At 59.0% G+C, this 25,208-nt stretch carries 20 protein-coding genes; 17 read left to right on the forward strand and 3 right to left on the reverse strand.

The genetic code is table 11. The features are described from left to right. Positions 1-19: 19 nt before the first annotated feature. From ACW5XC_RS16975 to tyrA, 6 genes are all read left to right on the forward strand, one after another. A complete protein-coding gene (locus ACW5XC_RS16975; RefSeq protein ID WP_005334044.1) occupies positions 20-454 on the forward strand; it encodes a hypothetical protein in 435 nt (144 codons plus the stop codon). A 158-nt stretch (positions 455-612) separates the two neighbouring features. Beyond that, the gene (gene secD, locus ACW5XC_RS16980; protein WP_019445282.1) at positions 613-2,415 is read left to right on the forward strand and encodes a protein translocase subunit SecD; all 1,803 of its coding nucleotides are present in this window, start codon (positions 613-615) and stop codon (positions 2,413-2,415) included. Between the two features lie 150 nt (positions 2,416-2,565). After that, the gene (secF, locus tag ACW5XC_RS16985) at positions 2,566-3,483 is read left to right on the forward strand and encodes a protein translocase subunit SecF (RefSeq protein ID WP_005334046.1); all 918 of its coding nucleotides are present in this window, start codon (positions 2,566-2,568) and stop codon (positions 3,481-3,483) included. A gap of 288 nt (positions 3,484-3,771) precedes the next feature. Continuing rightward, positions 3,772-5,073, forward strand: coding sequence for a glucose-1-phosphate adenylyltransferase (glgC, locus tag ACW5XC_RS16990; protein ID WP_005334047.1), 1,302 nt, complete (start codon positions 3,772-3,774; stop codon positions 5,071-5,073). Positions 5,074-5,483: 410 nt separating this feature from the next. After that, positions 5,484-6,557 carry a 3-deoxy-7-phosphoheptulonate synthase gene (locus ACW5XC_RS16995; RefSeq protein WP_021231016.1) on the forward strand — a complete coding sequence of 358 codons (1,074 nt, stop codon included), beginning with the start codon at positions 5,484-5,486 and terminating at the stop codon, positions 6,555-6,557. Positions 6,558-6,691: 134 nt separating this feature from the next. Beyond that, positions 6,692-7,819 carry a bifunctional chorismate mutase/prephenate dehydrogenase gene (gene tyrA / locus ACW5XC_RS17000; protein WP_042053210.1) on the forward strand — a complete coding sequence of 376 codons (1,128 nt, stop codon included), beginning with the start codon at positions 6,692-6,694 and terminating at the stop codon, positions 7,817-7,819. Between the two features lie 546 nt (positions 7,820-8,365). Here the strand turns inward: tyrA and ACW5XC_RS17005 are convergent. After that, positions 8,366-9,391, reverse strand: a complete 1,026-nt coding sequence (locus tag ACW5XC_RS17005) for a porin (RefSeq protein ID WP_042053211.1) — start codon at positions 9,389-9,391, stop codon at positions 8,366-8,368. Between the two features lie 395 nt (positions 9,392-9,786). Between ACW5XC_RS17005 and dinG the strand changes: the two genes are divergently transcribed. The 3 genes from dinG (at position 9,787) to ACW5XC_RS17020 (ending at position 13,739) form a co-directional block, all read left to right on the forward strand. Next, positions 9,787-11,859: an ATP-dependent DNA helicase DinG gene (gene dinG, locus ACW5XC_RS17010; RefSeq protein ID WP_042053212.1), complete on the forward strand. Its 2,073-nt coding sequence runs from the start codon at positions 9,787-9,789 to the stop codon at positions 11,857-11,859. Between the two features lie 142 nt (positions 11,860-12,001). After that, positions 12,002-12,661, forward strand: coding sequence for a YccT family protein (locus tag ACW5XC_RS17015; RefSeq protein WP_042053213.1), 660 nt, complete (start codon positions 12,002-12,004; stop codon positions 12,659-12,661). Positions 12,662-12,842: 181 nt separating this feature from the next. Beyond that, on the forward strand, positions 12,843-13,739 hold the full coding sequence (locus ACW5XC_RS17020; protein WP_042053214.1) for a histone deacetylase family protein: 897 nt from the start codon (positions 12,843-12,845) through the stop codon (positions 13,737-13,739). 157 nt (positions 13,740-13,896) lie between these two features. Here ACW5XC_RS17020 and ylqF read toward each other — a convergent pair whose 3' ends face one another. Beyond that, the gene (ylqF, locus tag ACW5XC_RS17025; protein WP_005334061.1) at positions 13,897-14,847 is read right to left on the reverse strand and encodes a ribosome biogenesis GTPase YlqF; all 951 of its coding nucleotides are present in this window, start codon (positions 14,845-14,847) and stop codon (positions 13,897-13,899) included. Between the two features lie 323 nt (positions 14,848-15,170). Between ylqF and ACW5XC_RS17030 the strand changes: the two genes are divergently transcribed. The 8 genes from ACW5XC_RS17030 (at position 15,171) to uhpC (ending at position 23,848) form a co-directional block, all read left to right on the forward strand. After that, the gene (locus tag ACW5XC_RS17030; protein WP_005334065.1) at positions 15,171-16,568 is read left to right on the forward strand and encodes an alkaline phosphatase; all 1,398 of its coding nucleotides are present in this window, start codon (positions 15,171-15,173) and stop codon (positions 16,566-16,568) included. An 11-nt stretch (positions 16,569-16,579) separates the two neighbouring features. After that, positions 16,580-17,971, forward strand: coding sequence for an alkaline phosphatase (locus ACW5XC_RS17035; RefSeq protein WP_042053215.1), 1,392 nt, complete (start codon positions 16,580-16,582; stop codon positions 17,969-17,971). A gap of 72 nt (positions 17,972-18,043) precedes the next feature. Continuing rightward, positions 18,044-18,730: a hypothetical protein gene (locus tag ACW5XC_RS17040; protein WP_042053235.1), complete on the forward strand. Its 687-nt coding sequence runs from the start codon at positions 18,044-18,046 to the stop codon at positions 18,728-18,730. An 82-nt stretch (positions 18,731-18,812) separates the two neighbouring features. Continuing rightward, positions 18,813-19,550, forward strand: coding sequence for a substrate-binding periplasmic protein (locus ACW5XC_RS17045; protein WP_042053216.1), 738 nt, complete (start codon positions 18,813-18,815; stop codon positions 19,548-19,550). A 245-nt stretch (positions 19,551-19,795) separates the two neighbouring features. Continuing rightward, positions 19,796-20,191, forward strand: coding sequence for a nucleoside diphosphate kinase regulator (gene rnk, locus ACW5XC_RS17050; RefSeq protein WP_005334070.1), 396 nt, complete (start codon positions 19,796-19,798; stop codon positions 20,189-20,191). A gap of 193 nt (positions 20,192-20,384) precedes the next feature. Further along, on the forward strand, positions 20,385-20,975 hold the full coding sequence (uhpA, locus tag ACW5XC_RS17055) for a transcriptional regulator UhpA (RefSeq protein ID WP_005334071.1): 591 nt from the start codon (positions 20,385-20,387) through the stop codon (positions 20,973-20,975). Beyond that, positions 20,972-22,492, forward strand: a complete 1,521-nt coding sequence (uhpB, locus tag ACW5XC_RS17060; protein WP_042053217.1) for a signal transduction histidine-protein kinase/phosphatase UhpB — start codon at positions 20,972-20,974, stop codon at positions 22,490-22,492. Before uhpA ends, uhpB begins: the two co-directional genes overlap by 4 nt. A gap of 21 nt (positions 22,493-22,513) precedes the next feature. Beyond that, positions 22,514-23,848 (forward strand): MFS transporter, encoded by a 1,335-nt coding sequence (gene uhpC / locus ACW5XC_RS17065; RefSeq protein WP_042053218.1) that lies wholly within the window; start codon positions 22,514-22,516, stop codon positions 23,846-23,848. Between the two features lie 18 nt (positions 23,849-23,866). Here the strand turns inward: uhpC and ACW5XC_RS17070 are convergent, their stop codons facing one another. Further along, positions 23,867-25,003 (reverse strand): GGDEF domain-containing protein, encoded by a 1,137-nt coding sequence (locus tag ACW5XC_RS17070; protein ID WP_042053219.1) that lies wholly within the window; start codon positions 25,001-25,003, stop codon positions 23,867-23,869. Between the last annotated feature and the right edge of the window lie 205 nt (positions 25,004-25,208).

Here is a 25,208-nt window from a genome sequence, read left to right on the forward strand (position 1 = left end):
TTTATCGGGAATTAACTTTTTGCGCCTTATCGACAAAGTAAAACTGGTGCTGGTAACTCTGGTTATCGCCCTCACCCTGCTTTGTTCCATCGCCCGAATGGAAGGCCCGCTGCTACCCGCATCTCCCCAGAGTGAACAGCAGCAGACTCAGGTGTTCAATCAGCTTAGCGACAGCGATGATGGCATCATCAAGTTTGTCGGCAGCCATCAGAATCACCTGCTGCGTCTCGAACAATCCCTGCGCAGTGACAACCAGCCCAAGAGTGTGGTCTACGAGCTGATCCAGAGCTGGTCGGCCCAGGCCATCCTGCTGTTGCTGCTCGGCTGGCTGATGCTGGCCCCCGAGCTCTATCACAAACAGAGTTTTCGCGATCGCTTCGGTGCGATCCATCGGCGCCATCTACAGCGCCAACATCTGCAATACCGCTTCACCCAGAGCTATCTGAGCGCCTGACCCCGGAGGGGCTGGCACATCCACTGTTTGCTCATCTCCTCTTCCTGACGGATCCGGCAACTGCCTGATCCGCATCTGATGCATCTCATTTTTTGCGCCTTGCCGAGCCTTGTTGCTATCGGCCCGGGCACCATTCTCCTGACAGAGGCTTGTTTGCCATGAGAAAGAGCAATCGCACCGTTCTCAACCGCATGAGCAAGTGGCAGTACGCACTGCTGCTGTTGATGCTGTTGACCTTTACCTTTTACTCCCTGCCCACCTTTTTTGGTGAGCAGCCCTCCCTCGGCCTGCACGGACAGCAGCGCCTGACCACCCAGCAACAGATGCTGCTGAGCGACAAACACCTGACCCCGCTCAAGGTCATTGAGCAACCTGAGCGAGTCGAGCTGGTCTTTGCCAGCCAGGGTGAACAGCAGCGCGCCAAGCAGTTGCTGGAGCAGCAAGGGGTCGACAGTGCCGCCCTGACCCTGGAGTTTCACTCCAACGCACCGGCCTGGATCACCCGCCTTGGCGCCGACCCCATCAAGCTGGGGCTCGATCTGCGTGGCGGCTCCCAGCTTCTTATCGGGGTGGACGTGGACTTTGTCATCGACAATCAGACCAAGAATCTGGTGGATACCCTGCGCACCCGTTTCCGTGAAGCCAACCTGCGCGGCGCCAGCGTCACGCGCAGCGCACAGGGCGCCGTAGCCGTCACCCTGCCGGAGGTGGCCGAACAGGAGAGCTGGCTCGCCATCATCAAGGAGAGTGCCGGTACCCGTCAGGATCAGTGGAAGCTGACCCGCTCCGGCAATGATCTGAAACTGGTGCTGAGCGAGGCGGAGCGTACCCTGCTGGTCAACAACGCCGTGACCCAGAACCTGTCGATCCTGAAAAAACGGATCAACGAGCTCGGCATCGTCGAGGCCTCGGTGGTGCGTCAGGGGCAGGATGGCATCCGTATCGAACTGCCCGGGGTACACAACCCCAAGCAGGCGAAAGAGGTGATCGGGGCCACCGCCTCGCTGGCCTTCTACGAGGCCAAGGCCGACAGCCACTTCTATATCGCCGATCGCAACGGTCAGGCCGTCGGCATGGCACGCAAGCCGGTGCTGACCGGCGAGCACATCGTCGATGCCCGCGCCAACATGGGCGAAATGGGTCAACCCCAGGTCAATATCGTGCTCGACACCCTGGGTGGCAGCAAGATGAACCAGTTCAGCCGCCAGCATGTGGGCAAGCCGATGGCGACCGTCTTCACCGAGTACAAAACCAACGCTCAGGGCAAACTGCGCGCCCAGAGCGAGGTGATCAACGTCGCCACCATCCAGACCGCCCTTGGCAACCAGTTCCGCATCACCGGCATTGGCAGTCTGCCGGAGGCGCAAGAGCTGGCCATGCTGCTGCGCGCCGGTGCCCTCACCGCCCCTCTCAAGATCCTGGAAGAACGCAGTATTGGCCCGACGCTGGGGATGCAGAATATCGAGGCGGGCTTCACCGCGCTGGCCTTCGGCATGGCAGGCATGATGCTGTTCATGATGGCCTGGTACCGCAAATTCGGCTGGGTTGCCATCACGGCGCTGGTCGCCAACCTGTTGATGCAGGTCGGCATGCTGGCGGTGCTGCCGGGCGCCGTGCTGACCCTGCCGGGGATCGCCGGTCTGGTGCTGACGGTGGGCATGGCGGTGGATACCCATGTGCTGATCTTCGAGCGGATCAGGGACCGTCTGCGAGAAGGAGGTTCACTGGCCAACGCCATCGATTTTGGCTATCGCTCGGCCTTCCACACCATTTTCGATGCCAACATCACTACGCTCATCTGTGCTGTGGTGCTCTACTCCATCGGCTCCGGGCCGCTGCAGGGCTTCTCCATCACCCTCATTCTGGGTCTGCTCTCCAGCATGATCACCGGGATCTGGGGGACGCGCGCCATCATCAACCCCCTGTGGGGACGCAGCAGCGAGCGCACGCTGAAGGTGTAACGAGACAGCAGTCCTTCTGATGAGCGGCTTTGGCTGCGCCATCGGCCATGGATATGGCCGGAGCGGCCAAAGCAGAACACTATTTCCCGGCGTGTCACGGCACGTCGTGATGGGCCAACAGCCAGATGCTGGCTGGCCAAGGAGAGAATTATGTTGAGAATGATCGTTGCCATGGGGCTGACCCGTTGGCGTTATATTGGCCTGTGGGCTTCCATCCTGCTGACCGTGGCCAGCGTTGCCATCTTGCTGGTGAACGGCCTGACACTGGGGCTCGATTTTACCGGCGGGATCCTGCTGGAGTTTCATATCCAGACCCTGAAAGAGGCCCATGAGCTCAATGCCATGCTGGTCTCCCCGCTGGCGGGAGCCGTTGAGCTGAGCTCGGCCGGTATTCCCGGCGAGTGGCTGATCAAGCTGCCCCCCCACGAACTGCCCTGGCCCGCGGCGGATCTCGCCACCATGCTGACCCAACAGCTGGGGATGCCGGTCGAGTTGCTGCGCACCACCATCGTCGGCCCTCAGGTGGGTGCCGAACTGTTCCAGCAGGGGATGCTGGCGGTGCTGGTCGCTTCGCTGGCGATGTCGGCCTATCTGGCGTTTCGCTTCGAGTGGCGTCAGGCCATCGGCATCCTGCTCTCGGTGGTCCATGACGCCATCGTGGCGCTGGGGCTGCTGTCACTCTTTCAGATCGAGTTCGACCTGAACATCATCGCCGGTTTGATGGCGGTGATCGGCTACTCCCTCAACGACAGCATCGTCATCTCGGACAGGTTGCGGGATCTGCTGAGCTCGCGTACCCAGATGGGCATCCACGAATGCTCCGATGTAGCCATCAAGGCGACCTTCAGTCGCACCATGATCACCTCGGGCACCACCCTGTTTACAGTGGGTGCGCTGCTGCTGTTTGGCGGTGACGCCCTCTACGGCTTCTCCTTCACCCTGTTTGCCGGGATCCTGGTGGGCACCGTCTCCTCCATCACCGTCGCCTCGACCGTGCAGGAGCTGCTGGGCCTCACCCCGCAGGCCTACCAGAAGAAGAGCGAGGAGCCACTGGCCAACGCAGCCTGAACCTTGTTAACCAGGCCCGGCTTACCGGGTCTCAACAAACCGGGCCCCTGCCAGCCATTGGCAGGGGCTTTTTCATCCCTCCTCTCGGTCTCTCGCCGCCCCTTTTGTTGCTCGGCTCGCTTCAATTGACAACTGACCATATTGAAAGCAATGACGGATCAACCCGTCATTTTTAATAACAAAAAGGTCATTTTATTACGTCAGAAACCATAAAATGTGACTGAAAGCACTTTCTTGAGGGCTCAAAGGAGGCAACATTGTAGTGATTTATCTACAAAGGGATATGAGATGTTGTTACAACCTGCCAATACAGCAAAATCCAGACAGTTGCTGAACGAGACCATGGCTTTGGTACTCGCAGGAGGGCGGGGTAGTCGCCTCAAACAGTTAACCGACAACCGTGCAAAACCTGCCGTTCATTTCGGCGGCAAATTCCGCATCATCGATTTCGTGCTCTCCAACTGCATCAACTCCGGCATCCGTCGGGTCGGTGTCGTGACTCAGTACAAATCCCACAGTCTGTTACGCCATCTGCAATCGGGCTGGTCTTTCCTGCGCTACCAGATGAACGAGTTTATCGATCTGCTCCCTGCCCAGCAGCGGGTGGATGAGGTGAACTGGTATCGGGGTACCGCCGATGCTGTCTACCAGAATCTGGATATCATCCGCGATCACGCCCCCAAATATGTGGTGGTGCTGGCAGGCGATCACATCTACAAGATGGATTACGCCGCCATGCTGCTCGACCACGTCAATATGGGCGCCAAGGTGACCGTTGCCTGCATCGAGGTGCCACGCAGTGAAGCAAGCGCCTTCGGGGTAATGGCGGTGGATGATGATCGCAAGATCAACGCCTTCGTCGAAAAGCCTGCTAACCCGCCCGCCATGCCGGGCAAGGCCGATACCGCGCTGGCCTCCATGGGCGTCTATATCTTCGATGCGGAGTATCTCTATCAGTTGCTGGAAGAGGACATTGCCAACGAGCAGTCCCATCACGATTTCGGCATGGACGTGATCCCCCGCGTGGTGAAAGAGGGCACCGCATTCGCTCACCCGTTTGGCATGTCCTGTGTCGGCTGCTGTCCGGATCGCCGCCCCTACTGGCGCGATGTGGGCACCGTGGACTCCTTCTGGGAGGCCAATATGGATCTCGCTTCCGTCACGCCTGAGCTGGATATCTACGATCAGGACTGGCCCATCTGGACCAGTCAGAACATGACCCCTCCCGCCAAGTTCGTGCAGGACCGAAACGGCCAGCACGGCATGACCATCAACTCCATGTTTGCCGGGGGCACCATCGTCAGTGGCTCTTTCATCCTGAGTTCGGTGCTCTTTACCAATGTGCGGGTCGACTCCTTCTGCACTCTGGATCAGGCCGTTATCTTCCCGGGTGTGGAGATTGGTGCCGGTTGCCGACTGCGCCGGGTGGTGATCGACAAGGGGTGCAAACTGCCGGAAGGCACGGTGATCGGTGAAAACGCCGATGAAGATGCACGTCGCTTCCACCGCTCCGAGCAGGGCATAGTGCTGGTCACCCAAGGGATGCTCACTCGCCTGAACAAAGAGCTGCAGGGAAAACAGAAGCGCTGATCCGCAGCCAGACGGGATCCCCCTTCCTACCGCAAAGGGAGCCATTATGGCTCCCTCTTTCTATGGCTGACCAGATAAGCCACCCCACACCATCATTGCCATCGCGTTGCAGTCTCCCAGAGATACCATTTACTGTGGGTGAGCAGCTGGGCAACGCAGCCTTCACCTCTCAAGGTGTAAACATTAAGTTACACAAAAAACCATTAACCCTCCGAAAAACCCTCTGTATTATTCCTGTTCGCGCTATATAGCAGCTCCTTTATCTGACTTTTTAGCGGTAAATCCGCTAGTTTCACTTGATTGTTTGTTTTTCCTTGGTAAGGTGAGGGCGGTTGCGTAACAAAGCAGGTACCAACGTAAACATATCGGTACAATCGCTTTTGGCTTAATACAGTAGAGAGAATGAAATCATGCAAAGAGACCCCCTGAACAACATCCATATCCAGTCCGAACAAGTGATGATCACGCCTGCCCAGCTCAAGGAGAAGTTACCCATCTCCGACAAGGCGCTGGCATTCGTGCAAGGGGCCCGTAATACCATCGCCGATATCATTCACCGCCGCGATCACCGGCTGCTGGTGATCTGTGGTCCCTGCTCCATCCACGACATGGACGCCGCCAAAGAGTACGCAACCAGACTCAAAGCGCTGCATGATGCCTATCAGGACTCTCTCTACATTGTCATGCGGGTCTACTTTGAGAAGCCGCGCACCACGGTCGGCTGGAAAGGCTTTATCAACGACCCCAATCTGGATGGCACCTTCGATGTGGAGCTGGGGCTTCATCGTGCCCGCGAGCTGCTCTGCTGGCTGGCGGAGCTGGAGTTGCCGCTGGCCACCGAAGCGCTCGACCCCATCAGCCCGCAATACCTGGCCGAGCTCTTCTCCTGGTCAGCCATCGGCGCCCGCACCACCGAATCCCAGACCCACAGGGAGATGGCCTCCGGCCTCTCCATGCCGGTCGGCTTCAAGAACGGCACCGACGGCAACCTGGGGACTGCCATCAATGCGTTGCAAGCGGCCTCCTCCCCTCACGCCTTTATGGGGATCAACCAGCAGGGCCAGGTTGCGCTGCTGCAGACCCAGGGCAACCCGGATGGCCACGTGATCCTGCGCGGCGGCAAACATCCCAACTACGACTCGGTCAACGTGTCACTGGCGGAAGAGGCGCTGGAGAAAGCGGGCCTGCTGCCGAGCCTTGTGGTGGATTGCAGCCACGGCAACTCCAGCAAGGATCACCGTTTGCAGCCCAAGGTGGCCGACAACGTCATCCACCAGATCCAGGAGGGCAACCGCTCCATCATCGGGGTGATGCTCGAATCCAACCTGTTCGAGGGAAACCAGTCCAGCGAGCAGCCCAAGGAGCAGATGCGCTACGGGGTATCCATCACAGATGCCTGCATCGACTGGGACACCACCGCCACCCTGCTGGCCCGCTGCCACAACCAGCTGGCTGACCCCCTCAAGGGCAGAACTGCACGGTAAGCCGTGGTATCTTGTCGTAACCTATTGAACAATCGAGGTATCACTAGTGGTGGCATCAAACCGCTCATGCCGTGATACCTTGTTGCATCTTGATTTTCAGGGCGCCGCCGCTGCGGCGCCAGCAGGGACTGGATATGGCTGAAGAGTTGAATGTACTCAGGGACAAGATAGATGCGGTGGACAAGCAGCTGATCGATCTGCTGGCCGCCCGTCTGGCCCTGGTGGGAGAAGTGGGTGAGGTAAAGAGCCGCCACGGCCTGCCCATCTATGCACCAGATCGGGAAGCGAGCATGCTGGCCCGCCGCCGTGCCGAGGCTGAGCAGTTGGGGGTGCCCGGCGATCTCATCGAAGACGTGCTGCGCCGGGTGATGCGTGAATCTTATGCCAGCGAGAAAGATACCGGCTTCAAATGCATAAAGCCGGATCTTGGCAAGGTGGTCATCATCGGCGGTCAGGGCCAGCTTGGTCGGCTATTCGGTCATATGTTCAGCCTCTCAGGCTACCGGGTCGAGACGCTGGAACAAGCCGACTGGCCGTGCGCTGACGAGATCCTCGCCGGAGCCGGTCTGGTGATGGTGGCGGTGCCCATCGATATCACCTGCCAGATCATCGACCGCCTCGGCAACCTGCCCGCCCACTGCCTGCTGGTCGATGTCACCAGCGTGAAAGCGGCGCCGCTCGAACATATGCTGACGGTGCACCAAGGGCCGGTACTGGGACTGCACCCCATGTTCGGGCCGGATGTGGCAAGCCTCGCCAAGCAGGTGATCGTCTGCTGTCAGGGTCGTGACCCCGCAGCCAGCAAATGGCTGCTGGATCAGATGACCATCTGGGGCGCCCGCTTGCAGCAGGTGGAAGCCAAGGCCCACGATGAGGCGATGACCCTCATTCAGGCACTGCGTCACTTCGCCACCTTTGCCTATGGCTGGCACCTCTCCCGGGAGCAGGCCAATCTGGATCGCCTGCTGAGTTTGAGCTCCCCCATCTACCGGCTGGAGCTGGCCATGGTCGGGCGGCTGTTTGCTCAGGATCCCCACCTCTATGCCGACATCATTTTGTCGTCACCGCAGAATCTGGCGATGATCCGCCGCTACTACCAAAACTTCGGCGACGCGCTGGGGCTGCTGGAGCGGGGGGACAGAGCCGGATTTATCGACGCCTTCTCGCAAGTCTCCGGTTTCTTCGGCGAGCATGCCGACCAGTTCCTGCGTGAAAGCCGTATGCTACTGGCCCAGGCTAACGACCGCCGCCAACACGGCTGATCCTGCAAAAGCCGCAACCTCAAATCACCAGAAAGGGAAGATGCCTGGGCATCTTCCCATTTTATTTGTTACCGATTTAAACACTGACGTCAGTCACGCTCGGCCCTACGTCGAGCCCTACCGCTGACAGGCCTCAATGCCCTCCTCTGGCGCTGCCTCACATCCAGCAAGTATGCCTCCTCAATATCCACGCAATCCGCGCAAATAGCACCGCCCCTTGCAAGGGCTGCCAGATACTCACGGTCAAACACAGCTGCTGCGAGCAATGACTGTATGGCGTAAAGGAGAGCAGTGCCTTCCTCATCAAAGATGATAAGCAGGAAGCAGGAAGCAGGAAGCAGGAAGCAGGAAGCAGGAAGCAGGAAGCAGGAAGCAGGAGAGATTAACCGAGACAGATGGTTTGCCAAACATCACTTAACACAGCAATCCGGCGATTCATCATGGCGCCAATACGCTGTCGCCAAAAAGAAAATGGCCGAGATATCATCTCGGCCATTCGTAGCTTGGTCAAAGACTCAAGCCAGGATATTACTCATGTGCAACTTATTAGAAGTTGTACTGCAGAGCAACAGTCCACTGGTCATCTTTGTTATCCAGACCTTCGATTTTGTACTCGGTGTAAGCTTTCAGCTTGGAAGTGAAAGCATATTGAACGCCCAGCAGGGTATCTTTTACGAGATCTTTGTCTACGCCAGAATGTTTAGATTCTGCGAAGTTATAACCAGCCAGGAAAGTCCAAGCATCTACGTTGTAAGAGGCGGCAAGCTCATAGCCTTTGCCTTCAACCTTGTTACCAGTAGTTTTGTTCTTGATTTCGCCATCGGTATACATACCTGCGAAGTAGAAACCGGCGATGCCATAGTTGGCACTAACAGCCCACTCAGACTTCTCGCCTTTTTGACCAGCATGAGTCTTTTGACCTTCCAGATCAGAGTAAGCATAACCAGCATTCAAGCCCAAACCGAAATCAAAAGCGTAGCCAAGATTTGCAGCATAGGCAGAATCACGAGCAACATCACCAATTACAACAGTTTTGATATCACCACCGGCATCGCTGGAAACTTCAAATTTGTCATCATGGGTCTGATAAGAAAGCTTACCGGTCAAACCACCAAATTTATTGGAGTAAATGACCTGACCTTCTTGACGGCCGTCGTAAAAGTTACCGCGGCTACCCCATTCGTTGAAGATATCGGTTGCAGCGATGGCATCATAGAAGGCAGTGTCAGTTTGACCAAAGATAACCTGACCATATTGGGTGCCATCAAAACCTGCATAAATATGACGAGCTTTAAACTTGCCGCCGTCCTTATTGTCAGAGTTTTCAGCAGCAACTTGCCACTCGGTCTTGGCGATACCGGACCAGGTGTTGTTCAGAGCAACTTTACCGGACCAGCCCAGACGGGAAGAGCCAATCAGCTCGCCATCGGTATCATCGTGCTCACCGTAGTAGTTAGCCTGTACACGGCCGTATACGTCGAAAGTGGTACCGTCTTTGTCATAGATCACTGCGGCGTTAGCGGCGGATGCAAACAGAGCCGGAATAGCAATAGCCAGAATTGTCTTTTTCATAGTTTCCAATGCCTACTGTAATTAAACACTAAGTTGTTGTTATTCCCTGTGTTAGCGATGTTCTTTGCATCACTATGCCGCCGAGACTAGCACCGGATTTTTTGAACCGCAATGAAAAAACTTGGAACTTTTTACGCAAACCATAGTCATGGAGGCAAAAATGTGAGCCAAGTCTCACCTAGCGGCAAGGCAAAAGGAAAACGTTTACAATGAATCCTGCTGATTATTTGGACTCAAGTAGTCTATTTTGCATGCAAATAACGCTAACTACCTGATAAACAACCAAAGTGGTCTGATCAGCGTAAAACAGCCGTGATAATGGCAGTTGCCTCGACCTCACCAAGGGGTTGCGGGTATCCTTGTCCTTCGATTAACACCTAACTGGCCTTCTCTTCATGCTCTCTAGTCGCCTCAAAGCCACCATTCGTCAAACCTATCGCCAGATTTCGGATGGATTACCCGGTTTTGTGCCGCGCAAAGAGCAGAACTTTCTGGTGGCAGAGATAGCCAAAACCCTGACCGGCGAGTACGACAAACAGCGCCGTATTCTGGTTGCCGAAGCAGGAACCGGTATCGGCAAATCTCTCTCTTATGCGCAGGGTGCCATCCCGGTGGCGCGGCTCACCCAGAAAAAGCTGGTGATCTCCACTGCCACAGTGGCCCTGCAAGAGCAGCTGATCCACAAAGACCTCCCTTTTTACCACCGCCACAGCGAGCTGCCGTTTCGTTTTATGCTGGTCAAGGGGCGTCAGCGTTACTGCTGCGAACATCTGCTGGAACAGGCAGCCAGTGGCGCCGAGATGGCCAACTTCGAGCTCGACTTTGGCAGTCTGAGCAAAACCAAACCATCTGACAGCGACAAAGAACGCTACCAGGCCCTGTGGCAGGCCTACACCAATGGCAAATGGGACGGGGATCGGGACAACTGGCCAGAGCCCATTCACGACACTTGCTGGGATCGCATCGCCGCCGACCGCCACACCTGCAACAAGGCGCTGAGCCATCACCAGCACTGCCCCTTTCATCGTGCCCGCAACGACATGGAGAGCGCCGATGTGCTGGTGGTGAACCATGCGCTACTGCTCTCCGATCTCACCATGGGCGGCGGCATCATTCTGCCTCCCCCTGATGAGTGCATCTATGTGCTGGATGAGGCCCATCACCTGCCCACCATCGCCCGGGATCACGGCGCGGCGTCGGCCAGCGTCAAAGGCTCACGTCGCTGGCTGGAGAAGCTGGTACAAAGTGCAGGCAAGCTGGCGCGGACTCTTAATAAGGAGAGCCTGCTCGACCCCCAACTCAAACTGCAGGATGCGCTGGCCTCCATCCAGCCCGATCTGAAGGCGGTCGAGCAGTGGCTCAGCGCCAACGATCGGCTGTTTGGCACGGAACCCCACTACCGCTTCGCCGAAGGGGTATTGCCGGATCCCCTGCCCATGCTGGCGGAGAATCTCAAGGAGTCGAGCAAGAAGGCGCTGCGAGCGCTGGATCGGATGCAAGGGGCCATAGGTGAAGCGCTGAAAGATGGCGAGATCCGCCGCAAGGAGGCCGAGCACCTGCTGGCCGAGAGCGGTTTTCATCTGCAGCGGCTGGAGAGTTTCTGCGCCCTCTGGGAGATGCTGGGGCGCCATGTTCCGACCGGCAAAACCCCGCTCGCCCGCTGGATGGCCAAGAGCGATGACGGCGATATCTGGCTGCACGCCTCACCGATTGAGGTAGGCTATTTGCTGGAGGAGTGGCTCTGGTCGAAATGTCTGGGAGCCGTACTGGTCTCCGCGACCCTCACCGCCCTCTCTTCCTTTAGTTATTTTCGCCATCAGGTGGGGCTCAAGGAGCACGACGGTACCCGCTATCTGCGCCTGCGCTCCCCCTTTGATTATCAGAAAGCCGAGCTCTATCTGCCCAAGATGGAGCACGAACCCAACTCGCCAGCCTTTACCAACGAACTCATCAGCGTACTGCCACGAATTCTGGCGGACAAGGAGGCGAGTCTGGTGCTCTTCTCCTCCTACCGCCAGATGAATGAGGTGGCCATTGGCTTGCGAGCAAAGGGGCTGTCACTGCTGGTGCAGGGGGAAGCCTCCCGCAATGCCCTGCTCACCCTGCACAAGCAAAAATGCGATGGCGGTCAGGCCAGCATCCTGTTTGGTACCGGCAGCTTCTCGGAGGGGCTGGATCTGCCGGGTCACTACCTCACCAATCTGGTGATCACCAAGCTCCCCTTTGCGGTGCCCAACTCGCCAGTCGAGGAGGCCACCGCCGAATGGGTGGAGCAGCGAGGCGGCAATCCCTTCCTGCAACTGACGGTGCCGGAGGCATCGCGCAAACTGATCCAGGCCTGTGGTCGCCTCATTCGCAAAGAGGCCGATCGGGGGCGGGTCACCATTCTGGACCGGCGTCTGCTGACCAAGCGTTATGGCAAGGGGTTGCTTGATGCCCTCCCCCCGTTTACACGGCGGATCGAATAAATAAGCCGGTTATTATTGATAGAAAAACTGACAGCGGAGCGAACGTTGAGCACCAGAAAGAGCCATTGCCGCAGTAGGCTAAACCTGTAAAAATAAGCCCCTGTTTTCAGTGGGCAATCGCCTGACTGTTCAAGGAGATGAAATGAAACTGACTGTTCTGGTACCGGCACTGGCTGGTCTGTTGTGGGCCGGTAGCGCCCTTGCTGATGCTCAACTGGAAGTGACCAACCCCTATGTCGTCCAGCTGATCGATGGTCAATCCATCAACCCCAAGCTGCTCGACAAAACCAGTATCTTCCCCCTCTCTGCCGGCAAACACCAGTTGGTCGTCGCTTTTGAAGGCAACTACTCCAGCCGCAGCGATATCAAGCTGGTCACCGCCGAGCCGCTGGTGCTGAACTTCACCGCCGCCGACAATCAGCAGCTGGTGCTGGACTATAAAAAGCCCCGCAACGAAGCCGAAGCCAAGCAGTTTGTCAAAGAGCAGAAAGTAGCGCTGAAAGACAAGGTCACAGGCCAGCAAGTGAGCAGCGAACAGTTCGTGATGCCGAAAGTAGAAGGCTTCCAGCTGACCCGTGACTATCAGCAAGAGCTGATCAACATGGGCAAAGCCTTCAACCAGCCCAAAACCGTTGCCGTCTCTACTGCTGCCGTGATGGCTGCCGCCAGCGCACCGGTTCAGGTTGCCCCCAGCAAGGCTCAAAGCAATCCGGAAGCGCTGACCCAGTTGCAAAACTGGTACAACAAGGCCGATGCGGAAACCCGCAAAGCCTTCCAGATCTGGGTTATCCAGCAGCAATAAACCGAGCTGAGATATTGACTGAAAGGGGAGCCAAGCTCCCCTTTTCCATATCTTGCGATCTTACTCACGACGCGTCTTGATTTATGCGCTGCCACTTCCCCTTTATATAGGGAGTACATATATGGATTCATCTGCTGATTTCATATATAGAAAGCGCCGCCTTGCCAGGGAGAATGGCACCATGTCGTTGCGCATTTTCTATCACCCTCTCTACTCCTCCCTGACGCTACCCGAGCGCCATCGCTTCCCGCTGGCCAAGTATCAGGGGCTGTTTGAACGCCTGCAGGTGCAGGGTTACCCCCTTGGCGAAGCACCGGCCGCAACCTGTGAGCAAATCTGTCGCATTCACGATGCCGATTATGTCGCGGCGGCCCTGAGCGGCCAGCTGGAAGAGCGCGCCATCCGCAAGATCGGTTTTCCCTGGTCACCCATGCTGATAGAGCGCACCTTGCGCTCGGTGGGAGCCACCGTTGCCGCCAGCCGCCATGCTCTTGAGCAGGGATGCGGCTTGCAGATCTCCGGTGGCTACCACCACGCCCATCGGGATCACGGCAGCGGTTTTTGTCTGTTTAACGATTTGGTGATTGCCGCCCAGGCTTGCCTCGACGAGGGGCACTGTGAACAGGTGCTGATCGTCGATCTCGATGTGCATCAGGGGGATGGCAGTGCGGCCCTGTGCGCCGAACGGCGCGATATCATCACCCTATCCCTTCATGGGGAGCACAACTTTCCCCATCACAAAGCCACCTCTCACCTCGACTTTCCGCTGCCAAGCGGCATGACGGACGATGCCTATCTCACCACACTGCAACAGGCACTCTCACTGGCACTGCGCCTCTATTCGCCGGATTTCATCCTCTATCAGGCGGGCGTCGATGTGCATCATGCCGACGAACTTGGTTATCTCTCCTTGAGCGATGAAGGGGTTCGTCTGCGCGATGCCATGGTATTTGACTGTGCAATCAAGCATGGGTTGCCCATCGCGGCGGTGCCCGGTGGCGGCTATCGCCGCGACTGGCAACAGCTGATCCCGCTTCATATGTCGCTGTTTGAAACGGCGCGCCAACGTTTTGGCTGATGGCATGGCTTGATAGCGCGGACAAGCCATAAGAAGTGGGCGGCATTTCACCAGATAAAACAGAAGAGGCGACCCTTAGGATCGCCTCTTCGTGTTTCGTCATCTCGGTCACACAAGCTCGCTCGTTGTCAGGCAAGCTCGGGACACCTGAGAATAACTATTTCTGACGCTTGCGGGCGTACTTGCGACGGGCGCGGGCCTGACGCTCCTCTTCCCGCTCGGCCTTCTCTTTGGCTTTTTGCTCGGCTTCTGCGGCGGCTTCGACAATCTCGACGCTCACCATCTCCGGCGTCTCCAGCGAGATGCGGCCAAGCAAGCCGGAGCGGAACTCGTTGATCAGGATCTCGGACGCCTTGTGCAGGTCGGCCAGCCCCCCTTTGCGCATAAAGGCCCGCTGGCGGGCGATCATCTCCAGCAGCTCGATCTCGGTCTCGGGCAGCTCGTCAATTTGGTAGCGCGCCTTGATCCGCTCCGGATAGGCCTTGATGAAGTAATCGGCGGCGAACATGGCGATATCGGCATAGTCGAACACCGTGTCTTTAATAGCCGCTGTGATGGCCAGACGATAACCACAGGAGGGCGGGTTAAGTTTGGGCCAGAGAAAACCCGGGGTATCGGTCAGGATGACGTTGTTATCCAGCTTGATCCGCTGCTGGGACTTGGTCACCCCCGCCTCGTTGCCGGTACGGGCGATGATGCGCCCCGCCAGAGTATTGATCAGAGTGGACTTGCCCACGTTGGGGATCCCCATGATCATCGCCCGCACGCCGCGCAGCTCAAAATTGCGCTCCGGCAGCATTTCGTGGCAGAGGGTCAGCAGTTGCTTGATCTTCTCCGGCTCTTGTTGCGTCAGCGGCAGCGCCTTGATCCCCTTCTCTTTTTCCATGTGCGCCACCCACAGATCAGTGATCGCCGGATCGGCCAGGTCCGCCTTGTTCAGCACCTTGATCACCGGGGTATCACCACGCAGCTCGGGCACCAGCGGGTTTTCGCTGGAGAAGGGGATGCGGGCATCGAGCATCTCGATGATCACATCGACCTGGGGCATGACCTCGGCAATCTCTTTGCGGGCCTTGTGCATGTGACCGGGGAACCAGTTGATGGACATATCCGTTACTCTCTGTGGGGGCTGCGGGCGCGCGCATGCAACAACAGGCGCTCTGCCGCGGGCATCGAACGAAGGGGGCGCATTTTACCTGCTGCGGGCCTCTTTTGACAGGTCATTCTAACCATCACCTCATCAAATCAGCAAACCGCCGAGGCGGAGCAACCTTGCCGGAAGCGACCGGACCAACTGGCTCAATTGATAGATAACACATTGATATAGTGTAACATTTTCATCACTTTTTCACACAACCGTCACCGATAGTCAGTAAAAGTGTCATCTGCCCCCTCTAGGCTGCGCTCAGGTTTTACAAGGAGCGAACCCCAATGAGAAAAATGGCAGGACTTGCAGTGATGATCGGCGCCGCCCTGGCTGCCGGCTGCAAATCAGACAATGACACGGTGGCGACCAAGCCCGCAGCCCAACCCACCAACGTCATCTTCTTCCTCGGTGACGGCATGGGCCTCAACACCCTGACGGCGGCCCGCATCTACGGTGTTGGCGAAGAGGGTGATCTCACCATCGATACCCTGCCAGAAACGGCCTTTATCAAGACCTTCTCCCACGATGCCCAGGTCACTGACTCGGCCCCCTCCATGGCGGCCTACATGACCGGGGTCAAGAGCAACAACGGCGTCATCAGCATGGACGGCGACGCCACCTATGAGAGCGACTGCAGCAAGAGCGCCGGCAAGCCGGTGACTACCCTGCTGGAGCTGGCCAAAGCCGATGGCCGCGGTACCGGTGTGGTAACCAGCACCCGGGTAACCCACGCCACCCCGGCGGCTACCTATGCCCATATCTGCAACCGGGATCTGGAGGCAGATATCGCCGTCCAGCTGGTACCGGGCGGCAAAGGCTACAACAGCGCCCTCAAGGAGGGGCTGGATGTGGTGCTCGGTGGCGGCAGCAGTTTCTTCCTGCCCAAAGCCGACAAGGGCAAGCGGGAGGATGGCCGCAACCTCATCAGCGAAATGCAGGCCAAGGGCTACCAGTTTGCCAGCAATCTGGATGAGCTGAACAAGGCCGATGCGGGCAAACCGCTGCTGGGTCTGTTTGGTTCCAGCCACATGAAATATGACCTGGACCGTCCCGCCAGCGAGCCGTCACTGGCCCAGATGACCCTGGCCGCCATCAAGCAGCTCAAGGGCAAAGAGAAGGGTTACTTCCTGATGGTGGAAGGGGGTCGCATCGACCACGCCCTGCACGACACCAACGCCAAGCGGGCGCTGCAGGACACCATCGCCTTCGACAACGCCATCAAGGCCGCCATCGACGAGGTGAAAAAGAGCGACCCCGAGCTGAAAAACACCCTGATCGTGGTCACCGCCGACCACGACCACACGCTCGTGCTCAACGGCTATGCCAAGCGCACCGGCAAGACCACCGCCGACAACCCCGGCGTACTCGGGCTGGTGAAGAACTACGAGACTGGCGAGCCAAGCAAGGATAGCGAGGGCATGCCCTACACCATCATAGGTTTTGGCAACGGCTACAACCGGGTGGATGGCCCGCGCAGCAGCGTCGCCCCGCTCGACGATGCCACCGTCTCCGCCAATGACTACCACCAGGAAGTGGTGGTCAAGGTGGGCGAGATCGGCAACGAGACCCACGGCGGCACCGATGTCTTCCTCGGCGCCATCGGCAAGGGGGCTGACAGCTTCCATGGCTCACTCGATAACACCGCCGTGTTCGGCAAGATCAAGGCTGCGGCCAAGCTGTAAGGAGCACTTTCATGAGCAAACAGATGAACACATCCATCAAGCACACGCTGGTCTGCGCCGCCCTGTTCAGTGCGCTGGGCGCAACCTCCCAGGCACAGGCCGGTGATGCCAAAAACGTCATTCTCTTTATCGGTGATGGCATGGGGCCTACCGTGCTCACCGCCACCCGCCTGTTCAAGGTGGGAGAAGAGAGCAATCTGGAGATGATGAAACTGCCGCGCAGTGCCCGCATCAAGACCTTCTCCAACGATGCCCAGACCACCGACTCGGCCCCCTCCATGGCGGCCTACACCACCGGGGTCAAGATGAACAACGAGGTGATCGCCATGAGCAGCGACACCAAAGCCGTCGCCCCCGGCAAAGACGTCAATGGCAACAAAACCGTCAACAATTGCAGCAGCGATAACGGCAAGCCGGTGCCCACCATCCTGGAGCTGGCCAAGGCGGCAGGCAAATCGGTCGGAGCCGTCACCACTACCGAGCTGACCCACGCGACCCCGGCGGCTACCTACGCCCACATCTGCCATCGGGATGCCGCTTATGACATCGCCGCACAGGCCGTTCCTGGGGGCGCTGGCTATAACAGTGCCCTCAAGGATGGGGTCGATGTGCTGATGGGCGGTGGTGCCAATCACTGGACCCCCTACAGCGCCAGCAACAAGGGCGGTCGCAATGACAACCGCGACCTGACCGCCGAGATGAAGGCTCAGGGATACAGCTATGTCACCACCCAAAGTGAACTGGCCAAGGTCACCAGTGGCAAGGTGCTCGGTCTGTTCAGCAGCAAATCCCACCTCGACTACGAACTGGATCGGGTCGCCAAAGGGGCTGCCAATACCCAGCCGTCCCTCTCCGAGATGACCGCCAAGGCGATCGACCTGCTGAGCAAGAACAGTCAGGGTTATTTCCTGATGGTAGAAGGCGGCCGGATCGATCATGCCCTGCACGGCACCAACGCCAAGCGCTCGCTCACCGACGCGGTGGCACTGGATGAGGCGGTCAAGACGGCGCTGGGTAAAGTGGATCTCAACAATACCCTGATCGTGGTCACCGCCGACCATGACCACACCATGACCATTAACGGCTACTCCGCCAAGGGCAATCCGGTGCTGGATCTGGTGAAAAATGGCGATGGCTCGACCCAGAACGACGTGGATGGCAAGCCCTTCACCACCCTGGTGTTCGGTAACGGCCCCAACCGCCCCGATGTACGCCCCGTCCTCACCAGCGATCAGGTGATGGCCAATGACTATCTGCAGGAGACCGGTGTCAAACTGACATCGGAAACCCACGGCGGCGGCGATGTGATGCTGTTTGCCGATGGCGCCGGCAGCAACCGCTTCAAAGGCACACTGGATAACACCAAGGTGTTTGGCAAACTGCGGGAGGCGCTCGGCCTGTAAGCAGCAGGGGCCCGGGTGCATCTGAGCAATTGACTCAGCGGCCCGGGCCCCGGCTCTTTCGAGCGACAGATGATGATGCGACTTTTGCTTTCGTTATGGCTGCTTGGCAGCACCCTCGCCTTCCCCCTGCATGCTGACGACACGCCCCCGGATCTCGCCGCCCGGATCAGCTATCACGACCGGAACACCGGCAGCGATGGCATCGCCAGAGAGAGTGTCTGGCAAGAGAAGTGGCTGCGCGTGGGCAATCAGGTGTGGAGCCAGCGGCTCATTCCCCTCCCCCTTGCCCGTGCCTATCACGCCACTCACGACGCCACCCCCGGCCACAAGCACTTTACCCACCAGATGGCGGCCCGCTGGGTCAGCCGCAGTGATGAGGGTGAGCTGCAGCTGCGTTATGCCGACAGCTGGCACAACCAGCTGGTTGAGGTGCCGGTGGAAGAGTATGGCCAGGTGGCCTTCAAACCCGACTGGCCGCGGATCCGCCATCTCGTCAACCCGGCGCTGCTCGAGGGGATGACCCCACTGGATGAGGCCGCCCCCGAGCAGACCCGCTGGTATGAAAAGCGCGAAGGGCAGCAACGAACCCGGATTCTCTGGTCGAGTCAGTGGCAGATCCCGCTGGTGGTCGAGTCGGCCAGCCTCGATGGCTATCGCAGCTACCGGATGGAGGTGACCCTGCGCAAGCTGCCTGCTCAACTCCCCTGGCAGCAACTCGCTGATTACGAAGTGCGCGATCTGCGGGATTTCTTCGACTGAGATCCCAACCCCTCAGCGGGCACAACGACAACGCAGGCAGGAATGTTACACTCTGCATATTCGACTCTGGCTCACGACCTTGATGCGCGCTCTCTGCCTGCCCTTTTTTGCTCTGCTGTTATTGCTGGTACACACCGGTGCCCAGGCTATTGTGCTGGTGGCGGCCGAATTGCCCCCTTATGTCATTCGCTCCTCTCACGGCAAACCAAGCGGTGTCGCCATCGAGATCATGGAGGAAGCAGCCCGCCGTCTAGGCGAGCCGCTCACCATCGAGTTGATGCCGCTTCCACGTGCACTGACCCAGACAATTCATCGCCCCGATGTATTGATGATACCGCCCGTGCGAAGCAGTCAGCGAGAGCACCTCTATCAGTGGGTAACGCCCATCCTCGATGAGCAATTTTTGATCGTCAGCGATCGCCAATTTCACCCAAAAGCACTGAAAAGCAGCGATTTGAAGAACCTTGATGTGGGCGTGCTGCGCTACTCGTTTGGTCAACATCTACTCAAGCAACGCATCGGGATCCGGGGAGAGACAGTGGCAGATGAGCAACTCAACGCTCATAAACTCCATCGCGGTCGCATTGATGCCTGGGTCGCCGCATGGAATGTCATCCTGTATGCCCAACAACAAGACAAACGCTCATCACAACAGCTGGTTCGCGGGGAAGTGTTGATGAATACCCAACTGTTCCTGGCCGCTCACAAGGATTTCCCCTTCAAACAGGCGCAACGCTGGCAAGCAGTAATCGACGAGATGCGCCGTGATGGCTCGCTCACGCGGATCATCCGTCAGTACAACTATCAGGTTCCTGAGTAGTCACTCAATCACGGTTGCCAAGGCCGGCCAGAATGGTTATGGTAGGCCCATGAAAATACTCGCTATTTCCTCGCATTTACTCACACCCTGCTGAGCCCCCGCCTCGCTCCTTCGGCCGCGAGTCGCTTGGGGGCATGGCATTTTCAATCGATTGAACCTGTTGAATCCATTTTTGTAACACCCTGTGTGATGGCCAACCTGCACCCGCCGGTATGGGCCTATCCGCTATTGATAAGGAATATCTTATGAAACAACCTCATCTGGTTATCTCCAGCCTTGATCTGGACCGTATCGAACAACTGCTCGGCAACCACCCGCAGCATCTGGCCCTGCAAGAGGAGCTGGACCGCGCCGAGATCCGTGAACCGGCCGACATGCCGCCGGACGTGGTCACCATGAACAGCAAGGTGCGCTTCAAGATGCAGAGTAGCGGCAACGAGTTCTGCCTCACCCTGGTCTATCCGCGCGATGCCAAGGGCGACGAGAGCAACATCTCGGTACTGGCGCCGGTGGGCAGCGCCCTGCTCGGCCTGAAAGTGGGCGACAGCATCGCCTGGCCAGGCCCGGCCGGTCGCACCATCGAGGTCGAAATTCTGGAAGTGGTTTATCAGCCGGAGCGCGCCGGCGAGCTGCACCGCTGAGTCCCACGGGCTGGTCATCCCCCTGTTGATCAGCCCGCTTGCTCGCCCTTGCCAGCTGATCCCGATCAAGCTTTGCGCACCTTGCCCCCCGGTTTTTAGCCCCTTTTCCTGCTGCTGCTTGAGCCTGACTCGGGGGGCAGGTATCTTGTTGGCCGCGTCATGGTCATGACGCACCGAATTTCAGGCTGACATCATGATAAAAATTGCCCTCATCGACGATCACCAGATCGTCCGATCCGGTTTTGCCCAACTGCTCAATCTGGAGCCCGACCTGCAGGTGGTCGCCGAATTCGGCTCCGCCAGCGACGCCCTTGCCGGTCTGCCCGGCAGCGGGGCGCGTGTCTGTGTCTGCGACATCTCGATGCCCGACCAGTCGGGACTGGATCTGCTCAAGCAGCTCCCCTCCGGCCTTGCGGTGGTGATGCTCTCGGTGCACGACAGCCCGGCCCTCATCGAGCAGGCCTTGCAAACCGGCGCCAAGGGGTTTCTCTCCAAACGCTGCAGTCCGGACGAGCTGATCGCCGCGGTGCGTACCGCCGCCCAGGGGGGGTGTTATCTTACGCCGGACATCGCCCAGAAGCTGGCCAGCAGCAGCCGGGATCCCCTCACCAATCGGGAGCGGGAGATTGCCCAGTTGCTGGCACAGGGGCTGGAGGTGAAGGCCATCGCCGAGCAGCTTGGACTCTCCCCCAAGACGGTTCACGTCCATCGCGCCAACCTGATGGACAAGCTCAAGGTCAGCAACAACGTCGAGCTGGCCCACCGCATGCTGGATAGCTGGTGATCTCCCGTTTTGCCAGCTATGTCGCCATCGCGCTGGCGGCCTGCTTCATCTTTGCCGCCGGCTGGTTTTGCCTCTGGAGCATCAGCCTGCATCTGGCGGGCGGCCCGGCGCTGGCGGTGCTGCTGTTCCCCTTCGGCCTGCGCCTCGGCCTGCTGCTGCAAAGTCCCGGCCACTACTGGCCGCCGCTGTTGCTGTGCGAAGGACTGCTGCTCTACTGGCTCAATCTGGAGGTAGGGCTGCCCCACTGGCCTTGGCTGGTCGCGGGCAGTCTGCTGACCCTGCTACCGCTGCTGATTGCCCGCCGCCAACAGGTGCGCAACGACTGGCAGCAACTGTTGCTGCTGCTCGCCACCGTCACGGCGGCGGCGCTGCTGCAAGCCCTGCTCTGGCATCTGGCCGGGGAAGATGGCCTCTCGGCCCTGCTGCTCAGCCTGACCGGCGGGCTGACGCTGACCTCCACCTGCATGCTGATCTGGCACTACCTCACCCGCGCCACTTGGGTGCCACTGGGGCCTGCGCTGGTGGATCAGCCGGTAGAGTGGCGCTTTCGCCATCTGGTCTGGTATCTGCTGTTGTTCGTATTGAGCCTCTGGCTGCAACTGGGATTGCCCAACTCGCTGGTGCGCTTCACTCCGTTTTGTCTGGCCATCCCCATCATCGCCATGGCGTGGCGCTACGGCTGGCAAGGGGCGCTGCTCGCCACCCTGATGAACACCATCGCCCTGCTGGCCAGTCAGGCCTGGCACGATCACCCGCTCGATCTGCTGCTCTCCCTGCTGGCCCAGAGCCTCACCGGCCTGCTGCTCGGCGCCGGGATCCAGCGCCAGCGCGAACTTAATCAGGCGCTGACCCGCCAGCTCGCCCATAATCGCCAACTCACCGAGCGGCTGCTGGAGACCGAGGAGAGTATCCGCAAGGAGGTGGCGCGCGAGCTGCACGACGACATCGGCCAGACCATCACAGCCATTCGAACCCAGGCAGGGATCGTGCGCCGCCTCGCCCCCGACAACGCCGGGGTGGGCCAGAGCAGCGCCCTGATCGACACACTGTCGCTCGGGATCTATGACGCGGTGCGCGGTCTGCTCGGACGGCTTCGCCCGCGCCAGCTCGATGACATGACTCTGGAACAGGCGGTACGGGCACTGCTGAGGGAACTGGAGCTGGAGCGTCACGGCATCGTCACCCGTCTGGAGTGGCAGCTGGCGGATGGGGATCTCTCGGATGCCCAGCGGGTCACCCTGTTTCGGGTCTGTCAGGAGGGGCTCAACAACGTGGTCAAACATGCCAACGCCCACTCGGTCACCATTCGCGCCCGAACCAGCGGCGAGCAGTTGCAACTGGTGCTGGAAGATGATGGCCGCGGTTTGCCGGAAAGCCGCCCGCAACAGGGCTATGGCCTGCTCGGCATTCGCGAACGGGTACAGGCGCTCGGGGGCAGTCTGCAACTCTCCTGCATCCACGGCACCCAGCTGACGGTCAACCTGCCCAGTCGCAGACGGGAGGAGAGTCATGTCTAATCACCACCAGAGGGCCTGCCTGTGCTGAGTTTTATGAGAAGCGCGCCGCCCCGGCCCCTTATCCGGGATCAGGCCGAGATCGATGCCACCTATCGCCACTGGCGGCTGCATCTGCTGCTGACCATGTATCTGGGCTACGCGGTCTTCTACTTCACCCGCAAGAGCTTCAACTTCGCCATGCCGGACATGCTGGCGAGCGGCATGCTGGACAAGTCCGACATCGGCATGCTCTGGACCCTGTTCTACATCACCTACGGCTGCTCCAAGTTCTTCTCCGGCATCATCAGTGACCGCGCCAACCCGCGCTACTTTATGGGTGTCGGACTAATGGCCACCGGCGTTATCAATATCCTGTTCGGCCTCTCGTCGGCACTCTGGATGTTTGCCGCCCTCTGGGTCGCCAACGCCTTCTTCCAGGGCTGGGGCTGGCCCCCCTGCTCCAAGCTGCTTACCAGCTGGTATTCGCGCACCGAGCGCGGCGTCTGGTGGTCGGCCTGGAACACTGCCCACAACGTCGGCGGCGCGCTCATCCCCCTTATCGTCAGCACCATCGCCCTGCAACATGACTGGCGCTACGGCATGATAGTGCCCGGCCTTATCGCCATCATCGCGGGATTGTTCCTCTGCTGGCGGCTGCGGGATACCCCGAGTGCCATGGGACTGCCGACTGTAGGCGAGTGGCGCAAGGATGCGATGGAGCTGGCCCAGCAGACTCAGGATGCAGGGCTCTCCCACCGCCAGATCCTGCGCAAATATGTGCTGGGCAACCCCTATATCTGGCTGCTCGCTTGCTGCTACGTGCTGGTCTATGTGGTGCGTACCGCCATCAATGACTGGGGCAATCTCTACATGACCGAGCAGCGCGGCTTCAATCTGATGAGCGCCAACTCGGCCATCTCCATGTTCGAGGTGGGGGGCTTTATCGGCGCCCTGGTGGCGGGCTGGGGATCGGACAAGCTGTTCAACGGCAACCGCGGCCCGATGAACCTCATCTTTGCGGTGGGGATCCTGCTGGCGGTGGGGTCGCTCTGGCTGATGCCCTTCTTCAGCTACGTGATGCAGGCGGCATGTTTCTTTACCATCGGCTTTTTCGTGTTCGGCCCCCAGATGCTGATCGGCATGGCGGCAGCGGAGTGCTCTCACAAAAACTCGGCGGGAGCGGCCACCGGCTTTGTCGGCCTGTTTGCCTACATGGGGGCGGCGCTGTCAGGCTATCCGCTGGCCAAGGTGATGGAGATCTGGCACTGGAACGGCTTCTTCGTGGTGATCTCGGTGGCGGCTGGCGTCTCGGCCCTGCTGCTGCTCCCCTTCCTCAAGGCGCAGGCACCACGCCCCCAACCTGCCGACACTATGTGATACCGGACTGAGCGGGAGTTACGCCTCCCGGCCAGCCTGACAGACCCGATTCTTGCCCTGCCGCTTGGCGCAATAGAGCGCATGGTCGGCCTGAGTGAACAGAGGATCAAAGTGCCACTCCCCGTGCCAGTGGGAGAGCCCCATGCTGACCGTGATGGAGAGGCCGCCCATGTTGCGGTTCGCGACAGCCTCCAGCAATCCCTCGCAGCGTTGCAGCGCCAGTACACCGGGCTGCGAGAAGAGCAGCACAAACTCCTCGCCACCGAAACGGCTGCACACCAGATCGGGCTGGCTACCCAGATAGGCGCCGAGCTCGGCCAGCACCCGATCACCTACCTCATGGCCATGCTGGTCATTGATCTGCTTGAAATCGTCGATATCGAGCACGGCCAGCGCGCCGCCGTCACCCCACTTTTGCTGCTTCAGCTGATCCATAAAGCCACGCCGGTTGAGCAGGCCGGTGAGAGGGTCGTGGCTCGCCTGCTGGTGCAGCGCCAGCGCCCGGTATTGGGTACAGAGCAGCAGCACCCCGAAGGTGGAGAGATAGCTCCCCATCAGCATGGAGAGGAAGGGCAGCACATTGACCCCGCTCTTATCCATCAGCATCTGCACGTTGTCCTGCCACAGGAACCAGAGCCGCATCAGGTAGAAGGCGTAGAGCAGGATGTTGACCACGGTAAAGACCATCACCGCCGGCAGATAGTCGGGGTAGCCGTGACGCCAGACCAGATAGACGATCACCGCCCCCAGCACCATGTAGCTCAGGCAGGCCAGCATCACCCGGGACTCCATCCCCCCCTTCACAATGCACCAGCTCAGGATAATCAGATAGACCAGCATGAAGAGCACACCGGCACGCCAGTTCGGGGGCTGGCCGAAAAAGCGCTGCAGCGCCAGCGGCATCAGCGCGATGCAGAGCGTGATAAGGGTGTTGGCCAGCCAGATGCCGGATGGGCTGGGGAAAAATGCCTGCAACGAGAAGAGCGTCTGGGCCACCAGCGCACAGAGACTGGACCACCACCATAACCCGATGCCCGGGATCTCCCGGTGGGTCGACCAGATAATGGAGAGCGTGATAAACCCGAGGCTATATCCCCCCAATGCCATCACCATCAGGGTAAATACATCCAGCTTCAGCAACAACGAGACATCCATATCAAAACCAGGCAGAGGGAGGTAAGTGAGTATATGAGAACCGTTTGCCAAGACCCAGAGACCCTGACTGTTTTCACAATAAAAACATATTGTTCGTCTGTTTTTCACACCACCAGATAACTCACACCATTCCGCTATAGCAGGTTTGAGATATGCAAAAAAGATAAGCCCAACCAGACTCAAGCCACATACGAGCCCCTCTCTA

Source organism: Aeromonas sp. 25-AL00135 (assembly GCF_054052385.1).